The organism is Pantoea sp. Fr+CA_20 (assembly GCF_024520835.1).
GTDB classification, from domain to species: Bacteria; Pseudomonadota; Gammaproteobacteria; order Enterobacterales; family Enterobacteriaceae; genus Pantoea; species Pantoea allii.
On sequence record NZ_JALNPN010000003.1, the window covers coordinates 189,670 to 208,956 of the forward strand.

Here is a 19,287-nt window from a genome sequence, read left to right on the forward strand (position 1 = left end):
ATACCGGAGTCCACGCCATGCAGGATCGTAACTTTGACGATCTCGCGGATAAATTTTCGCAAAATATTTACGGCACAACCAAAGGCCAGGTGCGTCAGGCCATCTTGTGGGATGAGCTGGAAACGATTCTTCCCAGCCTGTCCTCCTCTTCCCTGAGCGTGCTGGATGCGGGCGGCGGTATAGGGCAAATTTCCAGCGGGCTGGCGGCGCGGGGCCATCAGGTCGTGCTGTGCGATCTGTCAGGTGAAATGTTACGCCGCGCGCAGGAAAATGCCCAGGCGCTGGGTGTGAGCCACCACATGCAATTCAAACAAATTAGCGCGCAGCAGGTCGGTGAACATTTGGTTAAGCCGGTGGATCTGGTATTGTTTCACGCTGTGCTTGAGTGGGTTGCTGAACCTGAAGCCGTGTTAAAAGCCTTGTTTGATACACTGCGGCCCGGCGGCGTGCTGTCGTTGATGTTTTACAACCTGCATGGTTTAACATTACGCACCCTGACGTTGGGTAATTTTGGTTATCTGCGTACCAACTTAACCAAACGCAAGAAGCGCACGCTGTCACCGGATTATCCTCGCGATCCCGATGATGTGTATCGCTGGCTGGAAGCCTGTGGTTTCCAGATTGAACGGCGTGCCGGGATTCGTGTATTCAGTGATTATATGAAGCCGCCTAAAGGCGAGCCAAAGAGTGACGACGAAATTATTGAGATGGAGCGGCGCTTTTGCCGCCAGGAACCCTTTTTAAGCTTAGGGCGTTACATCCACGTGACCGCGCGCAAACCCGGGCAGAAGGACGAATTATGAGTGAATTTTCCCAGACGGTACCGGAACTGGTATCCTGGGCGCGCAAGAATGACTTCTCCCTTGCGCTGCCAGTTGAACGTCTGGCTTTTTTGCTGGCTATCGCCACGCTAAATGGCGAGCGCATGGACGGAGAGATGAGCGAAGGTGATCTGATTGATGCGTTTCGTCACGTCAGCAAAGCCTTTGAGCAAACCAGTGAAACCGTCCTGGTGCGTGCCAACAACGCCATCAACGATATGGTGCGTCAGCGCTTGTTAAATCGCTTTACCAGTGAGTTAACCGAGGGCAATGCCATTTATCGCCTGACGCCGTTGGCCATCGGCATCACCGATTACTATATCCGCCAGCGTGAGTTCTCCACGCTGCGCCTGTCTATGCAACTTTCCATTGTTGCTGCGGAACTGAAGCGTGCCGCGGATGCCGCTCAGGAAAATGGCGACGAATTTCACTGGCACCGCAACGTGTTCGCGCCGCTGAAATACTCGGTGGCCGAAATCTTCGACAGTATTGATATGACACAGCGCCTGATGGATGAGCAACAGCAGGCGGTGAAATCCGATATTGCTGAACTGCTGAACAAAGACTGGCGAGCCGCAATTTCAAGCTGTGAAATGTTGCTGTCGGAAACCTCAGGTACACTGCGCGAGCTGCAGGATACGCTTGAGGCGGCGGGCGATAAGCTGCAGGAAAATCTGCTGCGTATTCAGGATGCGACGCTGGATAGCCCGGATCTGGGCTTCGTCGATAAACTGGTCTTCGATTTGCAAAGCAAACTCGACCGCATTACCAGTTGGGGGCAGCAGGCCATCGACCTGTGGATTGGCTACGATCGCCACGTCCACAAATTTATTCGTACTGCCATCGATATGGACAAAAACCGCGTTTTTGCTCAGCGGTTGCGGGTTTCCGTACAGAACTATTTTGATGCGCCCTGGGCGTTGACCTATGCCAACGCCGAACGTCTTTACGATATGCGTGATGACGAGTTGACGCTGCGTAACGACGAAGTCATGGGCGAACTGCCTGCCGAGCTGGAATTTGAAGAATTTAATGAAATTCGCGAGCAGCTGGCGGCCATGATTGAAGAAGCCTTAGAGAGTTACAAAACGCAGCAAAAACCGCTCAACCTCGCCGTGGTAATGCGCGACTATCTGGCCCAATACCCACGCGCGCGTCACTTTGACCTTGCGCGCATCGTAGTGGATCAGGCGGTGCGACTCGGCGTAGCGGAAGCCGATTTAGCCGGTTTGCCTGTGGAATGGCAAGCCATTAATGATTACGGAGCCAAGGTGCAGGCACATGTCATCGACAAATATTGAACAAGTGATGCCGGTTAAACTGGCACAGGCACTGGCAAATCCGATTTTTCCGGCGCTGGACAGTCAGTTGCGTGCCGGACGCCACATTGGCATTGAAGAGCTGGATAACCACGCTTTTCTGATGGATTACCAGCAGTATCTGGAAGAATTTTATACGCGCTATAACGTTGAGCTGATCCGCGCGCCAGAGGGATTCTTCTATCTGCGTCCACGCTCAACCACGTTGATTCCTCGCTCTGTCCTGTCTGAGCTGGATATGATGGTCGGTAAAATCCTGTGCTATCTCTATCTCAGCCCGGAACGTCTGGCGAACGAAGGTATTTTTACCCAGCAGGAGCTGTATGACGAGCTGCTGTCCCTGGCTGATGAAAGCAAACTGCTGAAGCTGGTTAACCAGCGCTCAACCGGCTCGGATCTCGATCGTGCCAAGCTGCAGGAAAAAATGCGGGCTTCCTTAAGCCGCCTGCGTCGTCTTGGTATGGTGTGGTTCTTTGGCAATGACAGCAGCAAGTTTCGTATTATCGAGTCTGTTTTTCGCTTTGGTGCCGATGTGCGCAGCGGTGATGATCCGCGGGAAGCGCAGTTGCGCCTGATTCGTGACGGCGAGGCAATGTTGCTGGACAACGCAACGGCCACGACTGAGGCGGAAGACAGTGAAGAGAATGACAGCGATGCGGGTGATATCGCGGAGGAAGAACAGGCATGATTGAACGCGGCAAATTTCGTTCGCTAACGCTGATCAACTGGAACGGTTTTTTTGCCCGAACCTTTGATCTTGATGAACTGGTCACCACGCTGTCGGGTGGGAACGGGGCAGGTAAGTCAACCACCATGGCGGCCTTTGTCACGGCGCTGATTCCTGACTTAACCTTGTTGCACTTCCGTAACACTACTGAAGCTGGCGCCACCTCGGGTTCACGCGATAAAGGCCTGCACGGTAAACTTCGCGCCGGCGTCTGCTATGCCATGCTGGACGTGGTCAATTCCCGTCATCAACGCGTTGTCGTGGGTGTCAGACTGCAGCAGATCGCCGGACGTGATAAGAAGGTCGATATCAAGCCTTTCAGTATTCATGGGCTGCCCACGGATACGCTGCCTACCGACATGCTCACGGAAATCCTCAACAGCCGTCAGGCACGTGTTTTACCGCTTAACGAGGTAAAAGAACGCGTTGAGGCACTGGAAGGCGTCCAGTTCCGTCAGTACAGCTCGGTCACCGACTATCATGCCATGATGTTTGATCTCGGTGTCGTGCCGCGTCGCCTGCGTTCAGCCAGCGATCGCAGCAAGTTTTATCGCCTGATCGAAGCGTCACTTTACGGCGGTATCTCCAGTGCGATTACCCGCTCTCTGCGCGACTACCTGTTGCCGGAAAACAGCGGCGTGCGCAAAGCGTTTCAGGATATGGAAGCGGCACTGCGCGAAAACCGCATGACGCTGGAAGCCATCCGCGTGACGCAGTCCGATCGTGACCTGTTCAAGCATCTGATTTCTGAAGCCACCAGCTACGTTTCGGCAGACTACATGCGTCACGCCAATGAGCGACGCATTCATCTTGATAGCGCCTTACAACTGCGCAATGAGCTGTTCAGCAGCCGCAAACAGCTGGCCTCTGAACAGTTCCGTCATGTGGAAATGGCGCGCGAGCTGGCCGAACACAGCGGGGCGGAAAGCGATCTCGAAATCGATTATCAGGCAGCCAGCGATCACCTGAATCTGGTGCAAACGGCGATGCGCCAGCAAGAGAAGATTACCCGGTATGACAGCGATATCGAGGATCTAACGCTGCGTCTGGAAGAGCAGAGCGAAGTGGTCGCCGAAGCGCGTGAAATCCAGGAAGAAAATGAGGCCCGTGCTGAGGCGGCCGAACTGGAAGTCGATGAGCTGAAAAGCCAGCTGGCCGATTTTCAGCAGGCGCTGGATGTGCAACAAACCCGGGCGATCCAGTACCAACAGGCGTTACAGGCGCTGGAACGTGCGCGATCGCTGTGCCAGCTGCCGGATCTGAATATTGAAAATGCTGCCGAATGGCAGGCCAGCTTCCAGGCGAAAGAAGAAGAAGCCACGGGGCAACTGTTGCATCTTGAGCAGAAGCTGAGCGTAGCGGAAGCGGCTCACAGCCAGTTTGAGCAGGCGTTGTCGCTGGTTACCAGCATTGCCGGTGACGTCAGCCGCAAAGAGGCGTGGCAAGTCGGCCGCGATCTGCTGCGCGATGCCAGCAATCAGCGTCACCATGCCGATCAACTTTCGTCACTGCGTCTGCGCCTGAATGAGCTTGAACAGCGCCTGCGCGAACAACAGGAAGCCGAACGTCTGCTGGCAGAGTTCTGTAAACGTCAGGGCCAGCATTACGAGCCTGATGCGTTGGAAGGGTTGCAGCGTGAACTCGAAGCGCAAATCGAGCAGCTCAACAGCAGCGTGGCTGACGCGGGCGAACAGCGCATGATGATGCGCCAGGAACTTGAGCAGCTGCGCGAACGCATCACGTCGCTGACCGCGCGCGCGCCGCACTGGCTGGCAGCACAAGAAATCCTGACTCAGCTCAGTGAGCAAACCGGTCAGGAACTGGCCAGCAGCCAGGACGTGACCGAATACATGCAGCAGTTGCTGGAACGCGAGCGTGAAACCACCGTTGAACGTGACGAAGTGGCGGCGCGCAAACGTGAAATTGAGCAGCAAATTGAACGTCTCAGCCAACCGGGCGGTGCCGAAGATCCTCGCCTGAATCAGCTTGCCGAACGGTTTGGCGGCGTACTGCTGTCAGAAATTTATGATGACGTGACGCTGAACGATGCACCTTACTTCTCCGCGCTGTATGGCCCGTCGCGCCACGCCATTGTGGTGCCCGATCTGTCGCTGGTGCGCGAGCAACTGGATGGCTTAGAAGAGTGCCCGGAAGATCTGTACCTGATCGAAGGGGACCCCCAGTCGTTCGATGACAGCGTGTTCAGCGTAGACGAGCTACAAAACGCAGTCGTGGTGAAAGTTGCCGAGCGTCAGTGGCGCTATTCCCGCTTCCCAAAAATTCCTTTATTTGGTCGGGCGGCACGCGAAAACCAACTCGAGCTGCTTAACAATGAGCGCGATCGCCTGGCGGAACGCTATGCCACGTTGTCTTTTGACGTTCAGAAGACGCAACGTTTACACCAGTCTTTCAGCCGCTTTATCGGCAGTCACCTTGCGGTGGCCTTCGATGACGATCCTGAAGCACAAATCCGTCAGCTCGGCGCCCGTCGCGGTGAGCTGGAACGTGCGCTCAATCAACATGAAAGCAACAATCAGCAGCAGCGTCAGCAGTTTGAGCTGGCGAAAGAGGGCGTTGCACAGCTTAACCGCCTGTTGCCGCGCATTAACCTGTTGCTGGATGAAACCCTGGCGGATCGTTGTGAAGAGATTCGCGAGCAGGTCGAAGAGGCGCAGGAGGCCGCACGTTTCCTGCATTTACATGGGACGAAACTGGCCAAACTTGAGCCGATGATTGCGGTACTGCAAAGCGATCCTGAACAGCACGAACAGCTGCAGGCGGATTACCAGCAGGCGCAGCAACAGCAGCGCAATGCGCGTCAGCAGGCGTTTGCCCTGACGGAAGTGGTACAGCGCCGGGCGCATTTTAGCTATGACGACTCGGCTGGCATGCTGGGCGGCAACAACGACCTGAGCGATAAACTACGGCAGCGGCTGGAGCAGGCCGAAGCCGAACGGAGCCGCACGCGTGAACGTCTGCGCGCGCATCAGTCGCAGCTGACGCAGTATTCGCAGGTGCTGGCATCGTTAAAAAGTGCTTATGATGCCAAGCGCGACATGCTGAAAGAGCTGCAGCAGGAAATGCAGGACATTGGTGTTCAGGCCGATGCCAGCGCGGAAGAACGCGCGCGAATCCGCCGTGACGAGCTTTATACGGCGCTGAGCCACAACCGCGCCCGCCGCAATCAGCTGGAGAAACAGCTCACCTTCTGCGAAGCAGAGATGGACAACCTGCAGAAAAAGCTGCGCCAGCTTGAACGTAACTATCACCAGAACCGTGAACAGGTGGTCAGCGCCAAAGCGGGCTGGTGCCTGGTACTGCGTCTGGTTAAAGACAACGGGGTGGAACGCCGTCTGCATCGCCGTGAACTGGCTTATCTCAGTGGCGATGAACTGCGCTCCATGTCGGATAAGGCGCTGGGCGCACTGCGCCTGGCGGTTGCGGATAACGAACATCTGCGCGACGTGCTGCGTTTGTCTGAAGATCCTAAACGTCCGGAACGTAAGATTCAGTTTTTCATCGCCGTGTATCAACATCTGCGCGAACGTATCCGTCAGGATATTATTCGCACCGACGATCCGGTTGAAGCCATCGAACAGATGGAGATTGAACTCAATCGGCTGACGGAGGAGTTGACGGCCCGTGAGCAAACTCTGGCGATCAGTTCACGTAGCGTGGCGAACATTATTCGTAAAACGATCCAGCGTGAACAGAACCGTATTCGCCAGCTTAACCAGGGGTTACAAACCGTTAGCTTTGGTCAGGTGCGCAGCGTTCGGCTTAACGTTAACGTGCGGGAAACCCACGCGATGCTGCTGGATACGTTGTCTGAAGAGCATGAACAGCATCAGGATCTGTTTAACAGCAACCGACTCACGTTCTCGGAAGCGCTGGCGAAGCTTTATCAACGTCTGAATCCGCATATTGATATGGGCCAGCGCACGCCGCAGACCATTGGTGAAGAGCTGCTGGACTACCGTAATTACCTGGAGATGGAAGTCGAGGTCAATCGTGGTTCGGACGGCTGGCTGCGCGCAGAAAGTGGTGCGCTGTCTACCGGTGAGGCGATTGGTACCGGGATGTCGATTCTGGTTATGGTCGTTCAGAGCTGGGAAGAGGAATCACGCCGCCTGCGCGGTAAAGATATTTCACCTTGCCGTCTGCTGTTCCTGGATGAAGCCGCACGTCTGGATGCACGCTCTATCGCGACGCTGTTTGAACTCTGTGAGCGTCTGGAGATGCAGCTGGTTATTGCGGCACCAGAGAACATCAGTCCGGAGAAGGGCACCACTTATAAACTGATGCGTAAAGTATTTAATAATACCGAGCACGTTCACGTGGTGGGATTACGCGGATTTGCCGCCGATCCGCTGCCTGCGAAACGCAGTAGCGAAGCCGATCCAGCAAGCGAAACCACGACATAATATTCATGATGCAGAGATAGTCAAAAACAGCGCCATTGGTTAATCTGGTAACGGCATTTGTCACAGGAGGCAAATGCCGTTTTTATTCGTATACTCAATAATATGGGTAACAGCCCGATCGCAGCCGTTTCCTGACATGCTGCGCGGTAGATTAATGAAGGGGGCAGGGATGTTACTGAATAAAAGCTCAAAAATTCATCAGGTTAGTTCGTGGCTTGCGCTGGCACTAACGCTGATTCCTTGTGCCATGGCTCAGGCCGCTATCATCGCTGCCATGCCGGGCACGCAAATGACGCATGCAGCCCTGTCCGTCAGCGAGAGCCAGCAGAAGATCCGACAGGCTTTTTCAGGCGATAACCAACCTTTTTATGGCGCTTCACTGGCTGCCCTGTATGCCGCGCGAAATATGCAGCCAATCTGGCAAGATCCTGACGCCGTGCAAAAGTTTCAGCAGCAGCTGGCGGAGGTTGCGCTTTCCGGCGTCCAGCCGCAGTTTACCCGCTGGGTCGATCGCCTGACCGATCCGACTATTAAAGATTTCGCCCGCGATGTAACGCTGTCCGATGCGATGCTGGGCTATTTGCAGTTTGTGTCAACGGTGCCTGTTCAGGGGGAAACCTGGCTGTACAGCACCGTCCCTTACAAGCTGGCGGTACCGTCGGTGTCCGTGATCAATGCATGGCAGAATGCGGTGAATGCGGGCAGTTCGCTGGCCTTTGTCAATTCACTGGTGCCGCAGCATCCGCAGTATCCTTTGATGCACAAGGCGCTGAAGAGTCTGCTTGAAGATAAACAGCCCTGGCCGCAAATTAAAAATCGTGACACCTTACGACCTGGACAGGTCAGTGACGATGTGCCGGCCTTACGCGAAATATTACGCCGCAGCGGTATGTTAAGCGCTCAGGTTGCCGTACCTGCGCCCAACGAGGACGTCGTTCCTACCGCGCCCGTTCCTGCCAGCCACAGCGAGCAGCCTGTCGCCGTGAGTCCTTCGGCAGTGACGGTTAATGATATACCCGCCACCACGCCCGATGTTTCAGGCAATGTGCAAAATGCCCCCGCGGCACCGGGCGGTGTGAACGTCTATGATGACAACCTGGTGGCGGCGGTAAAACGCTTTCAGCAGTGGCAGGGACTTGACGCCGATGGGGCGATTGGCCTGCGCACACGTGAATGGCTGAATGTCTCACCCCAGCAGCGTGCTGCCTTACTGGCGTTGAATATTCAGCGCCTGCGCCTGCTGCCGGATGATATGCACAACGGCATTATGGTTAACATCCCCAACTACTCGCTGAACTATTACAACAACGGCACAAAAGTTCTGTCCTCCCGGGTTATCGTGGGCCGGCCAGATCGTAAAACGCCGTTGATGCGAAGCGCACTGAATAATGTGGTGCTGAATCCGCCGTGGAATGTGCCGACCAACCTGGTGCGTCAGGACATTATTCCTAAAGTGAAACAGGACCCCACCTATCTGTATAAGCACGGTTATACCCTGCTGTCTGGCTGGAGTGCCGATTCTGAAGTCATCGATCCCAGCATGATTGACTGGAGCATGGTGTCCGCGTCTTCTTTCCCTTACCGCATACGTCAGGCACCGGGGCAAACCAACTCGCTGGGTCGCTATAAGTTTAATATGCCAAGCTCAGATGCGATTTATCTGCATGACACGCCGAACCACAACCTGTTCCAGCGCGATATTCGTGCACTAAGCTCGGGCTGCGTGCGCGTCAATAAAGCCTCAGAACTGGCGGGTATTCTGTTGCAGGATGTCGGCTGGAACGATGCCCGTATTTCTGACACGCTTAAGCAGGGTGACACGCGCTATGTGCCTATTCGCCATCGCATCCCGGTTAACCTGTATTATTTAACGGCCTGGGTCGCGGATGACGGTAAAACGCAGTTCCGTACAGATATTTACAATTATGATAATACGGCGCGTTCAGCCAGCCAGGTCTTAAGCCGTGCGCAACAGTTGTTGCTCTAATGGTTGATTTTTAATCGTTAGTCGCACGGCCTCTGCGTGATTCAGTCCTGTCATTAAGGCGGCTTTATCTGGAGCCGCCTTCCAAACTTGCCCATAATGGGTTGACGTGCTAGCGCCAGGAAGTTATGGTTCCGCCAGTACGTTTTTTGCACATGTCTTTGACTCTGTTTTCAGGTAAACCGCTCCATGTCTACAATCGATTCTTTACGTCGCAAACTGCTGCTTTGCGGAAGTGCCGCTGCCGGTCTGGCCTTACTGCCAGAGACCGCGATGGCTTCACTCTCCACTTCACGTCCACGGATTTTAACGCTCAATAATCTTCACACTGGCGAAACCCTTAAAACTGAATTTTTTAACGGTAAAAGTTACGACAAAAGTGAATTGTCACGCCTGAACCACTTTTTCCGCGACTACCGTGCCAATAAAACAAAAAGTATCGATCCCCATCTGTTTGACCAGCTCTATCGTCTTCAGGCGCTGTTGGAAACGCGCAAACCCGTTCAGCTCGTCTCCGGCTATCGCTCACTGGCGACGAACAATATGCTGCGGGAGTCGGGACCTGGTGTGGCAAAACACAGTTACCACACCAAAGGTCAGGCGATGGATTTTCATATTGAAGGGGTGACGTTGGCGAATGTTCGCAAAGCCGCATTAAAAATGCGAGCCGGTGGTGTAGGATATTACCCCAGCAGCAACTTTGTACATATTGATACCGGTCCCGTCAGGCACTGGTAGTAACGTCGGCAACGCTGCGGGTGCCGACCATGGAGCGTTATGAACTATCACATTATCCCCGTCACCGCCTTTGCGCAGAATTGTTCGGTTATCTGGTGTGAAACCACGCGTGAATCCGCCCTTGTGGACCCCGGTGGCGATGCTGAGACCATCAAGCAAACGCTGGCACAGCTTGAGGTAAAGCCCGCACAGATCCTGCTTACGCACGGTCATCTCGATCACGTTGGGGCGGCGGCGGAACTGGCTGCATTCTGGAAGGTGCCGCTGGTCGGTCCGCAAAAGCAGGATGCATTCTGGCTGGAATCATTACCCACGCAAAGCCAAATGTTTGGTCTTGAGTACTGCGCGCCACTGACGCCGGATCGCTGGCTGGAGGAAGGTGACACTGTTCAGGTCGGCCAGGTCACGCTCGACGTACTGCACTGCCCGGGACATACGCCAGGCCACATTGTATTTTTTGATGCCAAAGGTCGCTTACTGATTTCGGGTGATGTGATTTTTAGCGGTGGTGTAGGGCGCACTGATTTCCCGCAGGGCAATCATCAGCATCTCATCGATGCGATAAAAAATAAGCTGCTGCCGCTAGGCGACGATGTCACGTTTTTACCCGGTCACGGTCCTGTGTCAACGCTGGGACGTGAACGTCTGACCAATCCTTTCCTGCAATAAAAAATGGGCCAGAGCGGCCCATTTTTTTATGCGGTATCAGCCTAAAGTACGGCGACAATTGCCTCACACAGTGCAGACATATTATCTGGCGTCATACCGGCAACGTTCACGCGGCCCGAATTAACGGCATAAACCCCAAACTCCTCGCGCAGGCGGATGACCTGATCTTTGGTCAATCCGCTGAATGAGAACATCCCATTCTGCTTGATGATAAAGCTGAAGTCCTGCTGTGCGCCTTTATCCGCCAGCGTGTTAACAAACAGCTGACGCATGCGCTGGATACGCTGACGCATATCAGACAGCTCTTGCTGCCAGATAGTACGCAGCGCGTCATTACCCAGGATGGTGGCAACGACGGCGGCACCGTGTGACGGAGGATTGGAGTAGTTAGCGCGAATGGTGTATTTCACCTGGCTAAACGCGGTCTCGACCGTCGCGGCGTCGCTTGCAACCAATGTAATTGCACCAACACGTTCGTTATACAGGCCAAAGTTCTTGGAATAAGAACTGGCGACAATCAGTTCCTGATGGCTGGCAGCAAAAATGCGCAGCCCTTCCGCATCCTCTTCCAGACCACGGGCAAAGCCCTGGTAGGCGAAGTCGAACAGGGGCAACCAGCCGTTGGCCTGGGAGAGCTGTGCCAGCTGTTGCCACTGCTCTGCTGTTGGGTCAATACCGGTCGGGTTATGGCAGCAGCCGTGAAACAGCACCACATCACCGGCTTTCACCTCTTTCAGGGAGGCCAGCATGCCGTCAAAGTCCAGCGTATGGTTAGCCGCGTCGTAATACTGGTATTCGCATACCTCAATCCCGGCAGCATTGAACACATTTTTGTGGTTAGGCCAGCTCGGGTTGCTCACCCACACGCGCTTAACGGCGGTCTGGGTAGACAGGAAATCTGCGGCGACGCGCAGTGCACCCGTACCGCCCGGCGTCTGCGCCGTACGGGCTCTGCCCGACGCGATCAGGGCGTTGCCTTTGCCAAATAACAATTCCTGCGTGCAACGCGCGAAATCCGGCAGACCGTCAATGCTCAGGTAATTTTTACTGGTTTCGTTTTCAAGCAGGTACTGTTCTGCTTTTTTAACGCTGGTGAGCACCGGCGTTTTCCCGGTTTCATCTTTATAAACACCAATACCAAGATTGATTTTATTTGGGCGGTCGTCGGCACGGTAGAGATCGGCCAGGCCAAGGATAGGATCAGCGGGTGCAGCAGAGATCGATTCAAACATGAGTCGGGTCCAGTAGCGTGAACTTTAGCAAATGAACCATCAGGTTAACGTCAGCACGGCGAAATGCCAACCGTTTGCGATAAAATTCATCGTCTGTGCGCCAGAATTACCCGTTCTTATGTTGTCGGGGGGAAATAACCGGGGAGAGGGCGAGAAAACGGCATTAAAAAACGGAGCCGAAGCTCCGTTTTTTGTACTGCATCAACAAACTTAGAACTGGTAAACCAGACCAACACCAACTACGTCATCGTTAGGAATGCCGAGTGGGTTGTTTTTGTCCAGCTGGTTGATTTTGTAATCAACGTAGGTGGCCATGTTTTTGTTGAAGTAGTAGGTTGCGCCCACATCGAAGTATTTGTACAGGTCAGCATCGCCGATATTTTCGATGTCTTTTGCTTTAGACTGCACGTAGGCCAGTGAAGGACGCAGACCGAAGTCGAACTGATACTGTGCTACCAGTTCAATGATCTGGGCTTTGTTAGCATAACCGCTTAAAGAAGCGTTGCTAAATGTCTGGCCGTTAATGTTAAAGGTACCTGTTGTTGAGCGTGAGATTGGTGCAGCATTTCGCATTTCACCATACATCGCTGCCAGATAGATGTTGTTCGCATCATATTTCAGAGCAGTTGCCCAGCTCTCAGCACGTTTACCAGCGCCTTCACCCGTTGTGGTTGAAGCGGTGGTGGTGCTGCCGGAATTACTAAATGTGGTCTGTGCACCTGCCGCCTGGGCATTGGTACGATCGCTGCTGCTGTATGCACCTACGATGCCAACGCCAATTGGAGAGGTGTAAGAGGTTGAAATACCGTAGCCATCACCGTTCGCGCGGCGGGTATCAGTACGGTCATTTTTGCCCTGATACTGAACGGCGAAGTTCCAGCCATCCACCAGACCAAAGAAGTTGGTGTTACGGTAGGTCAGCAGACCGGTGCTACGACCATTCATAAAGTTATCGGAGTTACCTGAGTCACCACCGAATACTGGCAGCATATCGGTCCAGCCGATTGCGTCATAAACCACACCGTAGTTACGGCCGTAGTCGATTGAACCGGCATCACCAAATTTCAGACCAGCAAAGCCCAGACGGGTTTTGTTATTGTTTTGTGCATCAGAACCTTCAGAGTTGTTCGCCTGAACGTTGTATTCCCACTGACCGTAACCGGTCATCTGGTCATTAATCTGGGTTTCGCCTTTGAAACCGAAGCGAACATAAGTCTGATCGCCGTCATCACCTGCGTTATCAGAGAAAGTATGACGTGCATCCGCTTTACCGTACAGGTCCAGCTTGTTGCCGTCTTTGTTATAAACTTCTGCTGCGTTAGCTGCGCCGGCGGCGAGCAGAGCAGGGATAACCACTGCCAGAATGTTGCGCTTCATCATTATTTATTACCCTCATTGGAGTTATTTGGACACCTGCCACTGCCGTCAAGAAAACTTTACGTGAACCTTGAAAGAAGTTTGGTGTCTCCTGTGTCTGCACGCATCTTTCCATCCCCCACCGGGTAATTCTACTGCGAAAATGCTACAAAAGTCGTAATCTTGTTTCAAATATAAAATATGTATTACAAAATGTAAAAATAACGGAACTTTGTGAGACATATCAAAATTTACAAAAATAAAAAAAGGCCGGCGATGCCGACCTCTTTATATATATGAATTTCTTATATTTAATGCTGAAAATCAGAAGCTCGCGTTGCGAGGCGTGCGTGGGAAGGGGATAACATCTCTTACATTTTGTACGCCGGTGACATAGGCGATTAAACGTTCGAAACCTAATCCAAAACCTGAATGTGGCACGGTGCCATAGCGACGCAGATCACGATACCACCAGTAATCTTCTTTTTTCAGACCCATCTCTTCCAGACGCGCATCCAGCACATCCAGACGCTCTTCACGCTGAGAACCCCCGATGATTTCACCGATGCCCGGCGCTAACACATCCATCGCGGCCACGGTTTTACCGTCGTCGTTCAGGCGCATATAGAACGCCTTGATATCTTTCGGATAGTTTTTAACCACCACCGGCGCTTTGAAATGCTTCTCGGCAAGATAACGTTCATGTTCAGAGGATAAATCGATGCCCCATGACACAGGGTTCTCAAAGGTCTGACCGCAGTTCATCAGGATATCGACGGCATCGGTATAATCGACCTGGGCGAAATCGGTAGTAACAAAACGCTCCAGGCGATTAATCGCATCCTTGTCTACGCGTTCGGCAAAAAACGCCATATCGTCCGCACGCTCATTCAGAACGGCCTGGAAGACATACTTCAGCATGGCTTCCGCCAGGGCTGCCGCATCGTCTAATGAGGCGAAAGCGATTTCCGGTTCCAGCATCCAGAATTCTGCCAGATGGCGGCTGGTGTTGGAGTTTTCCGCGCGGAAAGTCGGGCCGAAGGTGTAGATTTTCGACAGGGCACTGGCGTAGGTTTCACCGTTTAACTGACCGGACACCGTCAGGAAGGCTTCTTTACCGAAGAAATCCTCGGAGTAGTCGACTTTACCCTGATCGTTGCGCGGTAAGTTTTCCATGTCCAGGGTTGAGACGCGGAACATCTCACCGGCTCCTTCGGTATCGGAGGCGGTAATAAGCGGCGTGGAGACCCAGAAGTAACCGTTCTCATGGAAGAAGCGATGCAGCGCCTGTGCCAGCGTGTGACGCACCCGGGCTACAGCGCCAATCAGGTTGGTACGCGGACGCAGGTGCGCGACTTCACGCAGGTATTCAATACTGTGGCGTTTTGCCGCCATCGGGTAGCTGTCGGGATCTTCTACCCAGCCCACCACTTCCAGTTTTGTCGCCTGGATTTCGAATGCCTGACCCTGACCCGGCGACGCAACCACCTTACCGGTGACAATGACGGAACAGCCAGTGGTCAGGTGCAGCACTTCGTCCTGATAATTATTCAGAGAATTATTGACGACAGCCTGAACGGGATTAAAGCAGGAGCCGTCATAGACAGCGATAAAGGAAAGACCGGCTTTGGAATCTCTTCGGGTACGCACCCAACCACGTACGGTGACGTCACTGTCAACCGCGACGCGACCGTGCAGTACATCCGCTACAGGCACTACGCTCATAAATATCTCTCTATATAGAAGAAGTGTGTGAATGAATTCCCCAGACTGGGGTGTAGCTATGTTACTTGTGAGTCAACAGGAAACAAGCAAAATTCAGGGGAATATCAGATTTAATGCCGGGAAGGCGGGGCGCGTTAACGCCCCGATAACAAAGAGGCTAGCTGGCTTTTTTAACCAGCGGCAGGTCAAAGGCTTTTCGCAGGGCTTTAACAAACGCTTTGTCCTGACAGATCGTTTTACCTGGGCTGTCAGAGAGCTTAGCGACCGGCTTGCCATTACATTGCACCAGCTTGATCACGATATTGAGTGGCGTAACACCGGGAATGTCGCAGGTCAGGCGCGTGCCGATGCCGAATACAACGTTGGTACGCTGGCCAAAGTGACGATAGAGCGCCAGCGATTTCTCCAGGTTGAGATTATCCGAAAACACGAGCGTTTTCGTGAGCGGATCGATACCCAACTGCTGATAGTGCGCTAGGGCTTTCTCGCCCCACTCAACCGGGTCACCTGAGTCGTGGCGCAGTCCCTGATAACGCCGGGCGAAGACCGGACCGAAATCGCGCAGGAAGGCATCCATGGCAATACAGTCGGTCAAGGCAATACCCAGCTTGTCATCATATTCATCCAGCCAGGCCTGTAAGGCCGCGCGCTGGCTGTTCGCCAGCACCGGGCTGATTTGCTGAAAAGCCTGAAACCACTCGTGGGCCTGAGTACCTACTGGCGTAAGTTCAAGGCGGCGCGCCAGATCATAGTTACTGGTGCCCATCAGCCACGGAAAATCCTGTTTCAGGGTGCTGACAATCGATTCCTGCACGCCCTGTGAATAACGGCGTCGGGTGCCAAAATCCATCAATCGGAAACGTGACATATCGGTGTCGGCCACCTGGGTTTGAAACCTGTCCAGTTTCTGATGCAGAAATTCCACGGCCTGCTGGCTGCTGATGGCGGGTGTGCGGTGACGGTGAACCACTTCGCTGATCAGCGCCAGCAGTGGGACTTCCCACAGGATGACTTCCCGCCAGGGGCCCTGGATGCGGATAGCCAGCTTGCCATGGTGATTTTGGACTTCGACCTGTTGTGGGTCGTAGCGAAAGTTTCGCAGCCAGCTAAGGTAGTCATCAGCAAAAAAGGGCAGGTCAGATAACCAGGCATATTCAGCCTCGGTGAGTGCCAGCGCCTGCATGGCATCTATTGCCGCACGGATCTCGTCAGCATAAAAACCCAGCAGCTCGTCGCTACGGCAGCGGAACTCCGCGGCCACCGTGACATCATGGTAACGGTGGAATACGGCTTGCTGCATATGAAGCTTATAAGCATCCGTATCCAGCAGCGAAGTCAGTATCGGGGAAGCATGTCCTGTCATGGCGCGTTTCAGCATCCTGTTCGGTGGCGCAGAGCCCGGTGTGTTTAACGTCGTAAAAGACGCAAAAGTATAAATCACTAACAGAGAGCGATCACAGCATATTTGAGGATAGCGAGTCGAGGACGAAATGTGTCATTGTTAACAAATTGTAGCCATTTTATCTGATACATGCATTGTGCATGCTAAGCTCGGCGCATCATGCTTAGACGTTTGACGAGTAATGCTTATACTTTTACTTTAGCGACGAATGCGTAGACTTTGACGAATAACTACTACATGCGAGACGGAATATGACGCAGCAGCCACAAATAAAATATCGACACGATTATCGTGCGCCAGACTACACCATCACCGATATCGATTTAACCTTTGAACTGGATGAAACGACGACGCGGGTGACGGCGGTGAGTCAGGTTAAACGTCAGGGAGACCACCAGGCTGAACTGCGTCTGGATGGCGAAGATCTGACGCTGGTGTCGCTGGAAGTCAATGGTCAGGCCTGGACGGCCTGGCATGAAGACGCGGGTTCGCTGGTATTAAGTCAGTTACCAGACAGCTTCACGCTTAAAATCGTCAATGATATTCATCCTGACCGTAACAGCGCCCTTGAAGGGCTCTACAAATCCGGTGAAGCGCTCTGCACCCAATGCGAAGCCGAAGGTTTCCGCCATATCACCTGGTATCTGGATCGCCCCGACGTGCTGGCGCGCTTTACCACTACCATTATCGCTGACGGCAGCCGTTATCCCTACCTGCTGTCAAACGGCAACCGCATTGACAGCGGTAAAGATGATCAGGGCCGTAACTGGGTAAAGTGGCAGGATCCTTTCCCTAAACCGTGCTATCTGTTTGCACTGGTGGCAGGTGACTTTGATGTACTGCGTGACAGCTTTACCACGCGTTCTGGTCGCAATGTTGCGCTGGAGATCTTTGTCGATCGCGGCAATCTGGATCGTGCCGACTGGGCGATGACCTCCCTGAAGAACAGCATGAAGTGGGATGAGGAGCGCTTTGGCCTGGAGTATGACCTCGACATCTTTATGATTGTTGCCGTGGACTTCTTCAATATGGGCGCGATGGAGAATAAAGGCCTGAACGTTTTCAACTCCAAATACGTGCTGGCAAAAGCCGAAACCGCCACCGATAAAGATTATCTGGGGATTGAAGCAGTCATTGGTCATGAGTATTTCCATAACTGGACCGGCAACCGCGTAACCTGTCGCGACTGGTTCCAACTGAGCCTGAAAGAGGGACTGACCGTCTTTCGCGATCAGGAGTTCAGCTCCGACCTCGGATCGCGTGCGGTTAACCGCATAGATAACGTGCGCATCATGCGCGGCGCGCAGTTTGCCGAGGACGCCAGCCCAATGGCGCATCCGATCCGCCCGGATCAGGTGATCGAAATGAACAATTTCTACACCTTAACGGTGTATGAAAAAGGCTCTGAAGTGATCCGTATGCTGCACACCTTGCTGGGTGAAGAGAATTTCCAGAAAGGGATGCAGCTGTATTTCGAACGCCACGACGGCAGCGCAGCCACCTGCGATGATTTTGTTCAGGCTATGGAAGACGCTTCTAATATCGATCTCTCTCAGTTCCGTCGCTGGTACAGTCAGTCGGGCACGCCAACGCTGTCGGTACGCGATGACTACAATCCGGAACTGGAACAGTACACGCTTCATGTTACCCAGCACACGCCGCCGACGGCCGAGCAGAAAGAGAAGTTGCCACTGCATATCCCGCTGGATATCGAACTCTATGACGGGCAGGGTAAGGTGATTCCGCTTCAGCGTGACGGCCATCCGGTGCATAACGTGTTGAACGTAACGGAAGAGTTCCAGACCTTTGTTTTCGATAATGTCTATTTCCAGCCAGTGCCGTCACTGCTGCGTGAGTTTTCCGCGCCGGTGAAGCTCGATTATAAGTGGAGCGATGCGCAGCTGACTTTCCTGATGCGCCATGCACGCAACGACTTTTCACGCTGGGATGCCGCACAAAGCCTGTTAGCCACTTACTTGCGCCTCAACGTGGCGCGTCATCAGCAAGGCCAGCATCTGTCATTGCCACTGCATGTCGCAGATGCCTTCCGCACGGTGTTGCTGGATGCCGACAGCGATCCGGCGCTCACCGCCCTGATTTTATCGCTGCCAAGTGAAAACGAAATCGCCGAGCTGTTTGAAATTATCGATCCGCAGGCCATTGCGCTGGTGCGTGAGGCGCTGGTGCGTACGCTGGCCCGTGAGCTGGCCGATGAGTTCTTTGCCGTCTACCATGCGAATCAGCAGGCTGAATACCATGTTGATCATGCAGACATTGGTAAACGTTCGCTGAAGAATATCTGTCTTTACTATCTGGCCTTCGGGGACATGGATCTGGCGAATAAACTGGTGCAGGCGCAATACCAGCATGCCAATAACATGACGGACTCCCTGGCCGCACTCACTGCTGCGGTGGCGGCACAGTTACCGTGCCGTGATGCGTTGTTAGCGGACTATGATGAGCGCTGGCACAAGGATGGCCTGGTGATGGACAAATGGTTTGTCTTACAGGCTACCAGCCCGGCGCAAAATGCGTTACTCAACGTGCGTCGTTTACTGTCGCACCGTTCCTTCAGTATGGGTAACCCCAACCGTATTCGCTCGTTGATTGGTGCGTTTGCTTCAGGTAATCCCTCGGCGTTCCATGCCGAAGATGGCAGTGGTTATCGCTTCCTGGTGGAGATGTTGACGGATCTTAATACCCGCAATCCGCAGGTGGCCTCGCGTATGATTGAGCCATTGATTCGTCTGAAACGTTATGACGCTAACCGCCAGGCGCTGATGCGTCAGGCGCTGGAGCAGTTGCAAGGTCTGGATAAACTGTCTGGCGATCTGTACGAGAAAATTACCAAGGCACTGAACGCCTGATAAAAAACGGCGGGTTAACAGCC

The 19,287-nt window shown here is 53.6% G+C and carries 12 protein-coding genes; 8 read left to right on the forward strand and 4 right to left on the reverse strand.

Translation table 11 applies throughout. The features are described from left to right. Positions 1–17: 17 nt before the first annotated feature. The 7 genes from cmoM to NR177_RS05755 all read left to right on the forward strand — a co-directional run bounded on the left by cmoM (position 18) and on the right by NR177_RS05755 (position 10,682). Complete coding sequence (gene cmoM / locus NR177_RS05725; RefSeq protein WP_063878954.1) at positions 18–803, forward strand: tRNA uridine 5-oxyacetic acid(34) methyltransferase CmoM; 786 nt, start codon at positions 18–20, stop codon at positions 801–803. Continuing rightward, on the forward strand, positions 800–2,122 hold the full coding sequence (mukF, locus tag NR177_RS05730) for a chromosome partition protein MukF (RefSeq protein ID WP_063878955.1): 1,323 nt from the start codon (positions 800–802) through the stop codon (positions 2,120–2,122). Before cmoM ends, mukF begins: the two co-directional genes overlap by 4 nt. Next, positions 2,103–2,828 carry a chromosome partition protein MukE gene (gene mukE, locus NR177_RS05735; RefSeq protein ID WP_063878956.1) on the forward strand — a complete coding sequence of 242 codons (726 nt, stop codon included), beginning with the start codon at positions 2,103–2,105 and terminating at the stop codon, positions 2,826–2,828. The genes mukF and mukE overlap by 20 nt, the downstream gene beginning before the upstream one ends. Beyond that, on the forward strand, positions 2,825–7,291 hold the full coding sequence (gene mukB / locus NR177_RS05740) for a chromosome partition protein MukB (RefSeq protein ID WP_063878957.1): 4,467 nt from the start codon (positions 2,825–2,827) through the stop codon (positions 7,289–7,291). Before mukE ends, mukB begins: the two co-directional genes overlap by 4 nt. A 169-nt stretch (positions 7,292–7,460) precedes the next feature. Next, positions 7,461–9,278, forward strand: coding sequence for a L,D-transpeptidase (gene ldtD / locus NR177_RS05745; RefSeq protein WP_256852451.1), 1,818 nt, complete (start codon positions 7,461–7,463; stop codon positions 9,276–9,278). A 186-nt stretch (positions 9,279–9,464) separates the two neighbouring features. Further along, entirely contained in the window at positions 9,465–10,013 is a 549-nt protein-coding gene (locus NR177_RS05750) for a YcbK family protein (RefSeq protein ID WP_013025254.1), read from the forward strand. Positions 10,014–10,052: 39 nt separating this feature from the next. Further along, a complete protein-coding gene (locus NR177_RS05755) occupies positions 10,053–10,682 on the forward strand; it encodes an MBL fold metallo-hydrolase (protein WP_096012234.1) in 630 nt (209 codons plus the stop codon). A gap of 41 nt (positions 10,683–10,723) precedes the next feature. On the opposite strand, the gene NR177_RS05760 is transcribed toward NR177_RS05755, so the two are convergent. The 4 genes from NR177_RS05760 to pncB all read right to left on the reverse strand — a co-directional run bounded on the left by NR177_RS05760 (position 10,724) and on the right by pncB (position 16,358). After that, positions 10,724–11,914, reverse strand: a complete 1,191-nt coding sequence (locus tag NR177_RS05760) for an amino acid aminotransferase (RefSeq protein ID WP_256852452.1) — start codon at positions 11,912–11,914, stop codon at positions 10,724–10,726. Between the two features lie 210 nt (positions 11,915–12,124). Further along, positions 12,125–13,294: a porin gene (locus NR177_RS05765; protein ID WP_306277986.1), complete on the reverse strand. Its 1,170-nt coding sequence runs from the start codon at positions 13,292–13,294 to the stop codon at positions 12,125–12,127. A 300-nt stretch (positions 13,295–13,594) separates the two neighbouring features. Further along, positions 13,595–14,995 carry an asparagine--tRNA ligase gene (asnS, locus tag NR177_RS05770; protein ID WP_063878962.1) on the reverse strand — a complete coding sequence of 467 codons (1,401 nt, stop codon included), beginning with the start codon at positions 14,993–14,995 and terminating at the stop codon, positions 13,595–13,597. A 157-nt stretch (positions 14,996–15,152) separates the two neighbouring features. Continuing rightward, complete coding sequence (gene pncB, locus NR177_RS05775; RefSeq protein WP_172897740.1) at positions 15,153–16,358, reverse strand: nicotinate phosphoribosyltransferase; 1,206 nt, start codon at positions 16,356–16,358, stop codon at positions 15,153–15,155. A 290-nt stretch (positions 16,359–16,648) separates the two neighbouring features. Here pncB and pepN point away from each other — a divergent pair, with 290 nt between their 5' ends. After that, on the forward strand, positions 16,649–19,264 hold the full coding sequence (gene pepN, locus NR177_RS05780; RefSeq protein WP_063878963.1) for an aminopeptidase N: 2,616 nt from the start codon (positions 16,649–16,651) through the stop codon (positions 19,262–19,264). Positions 19,265–19,287 lie beyond the last annotated feature (23 nt).

Bases quoted from the DNA above. Each gene is read 5' to 3' on its own strand.
- ldtD (WP_256852451.1), top strand. From the start codon at position 7,461: ATGTTACTGAATAAAAGCTCAAAAATTCATCAGGTTAGTTCGTGGCTT.
- NR177_RS05765 (WP_306277986.1), bottom strand. From the start codon at position 13,294: ATGATGAAGCGCAACATTCTGGCAGTGGTTATCCCTGCTCTGCTCGCC.
- NR177_RS05755 (WP_096012234.1), top strand. From the start codon at position 10,053: ATGAACTATCACATTATCCCCGTCACCGCCTTTGCGCAGAATTGTTCG.
- asnS (WP_063878962.1), bottom strand. From the start codon at position 14,995: ATGAGCGTAGTGCCTGTAGCGGATGTACTGCACGGTCGCGTCGCGGTT.
- mukF (WP_063878955.1), top strand. From the start codon at position 800: ATGAGTGAATTTTCCCAGACGGTACCGGAACTGGTATCCTGGGCGCGC.
- mukB (WP_063878957.1), top strand. From the start codon at position 2,825: ATGATTGAACGCGGCAAATTTCGTTCGCTAACGCTGATCAACTGGAAC.
- NR177_RS05750 (WP_013025254.1), top strand. From the start codon at position 9,465: ATGTCTACAATCGATTCTTTACGTCGCAAACTGCTGCTTTGCGGAAGT.
- mukE (WP_063878956.1), top strand. From the start codon at position 2,103: ATGTCATCGACAAATATTGAACAAGTGATGCCGGTTAAACTGGCACAG.
- pncB (WP_172897740.1), bottom strand. From the start codon at position 16,358: ATGACAGGACATGCTTCCCCGATACTGACTTCGCTGCTGGATACGGAT.
- NR177_RS05760 (WP_256852452.1), bottom strand. From the start codon at position 11,914: ATGTTTGAATCGATCTCTGCTGCACCCGCTGATCCTATCCTTGGCCTG.
- cmoM (WP_063878954.1), top strand. From the start codon at position 18: ATGCAGGATCGTAACTTTGACGATCTCGCGGATAAATTTTCGCAAAAT.
- pepN (WP_063878963.1), top strand. From the start codon at position 16,649: ATGACGCAGCAGCCACAAATAAAATATCGACACGATTATCGTGCGCCA.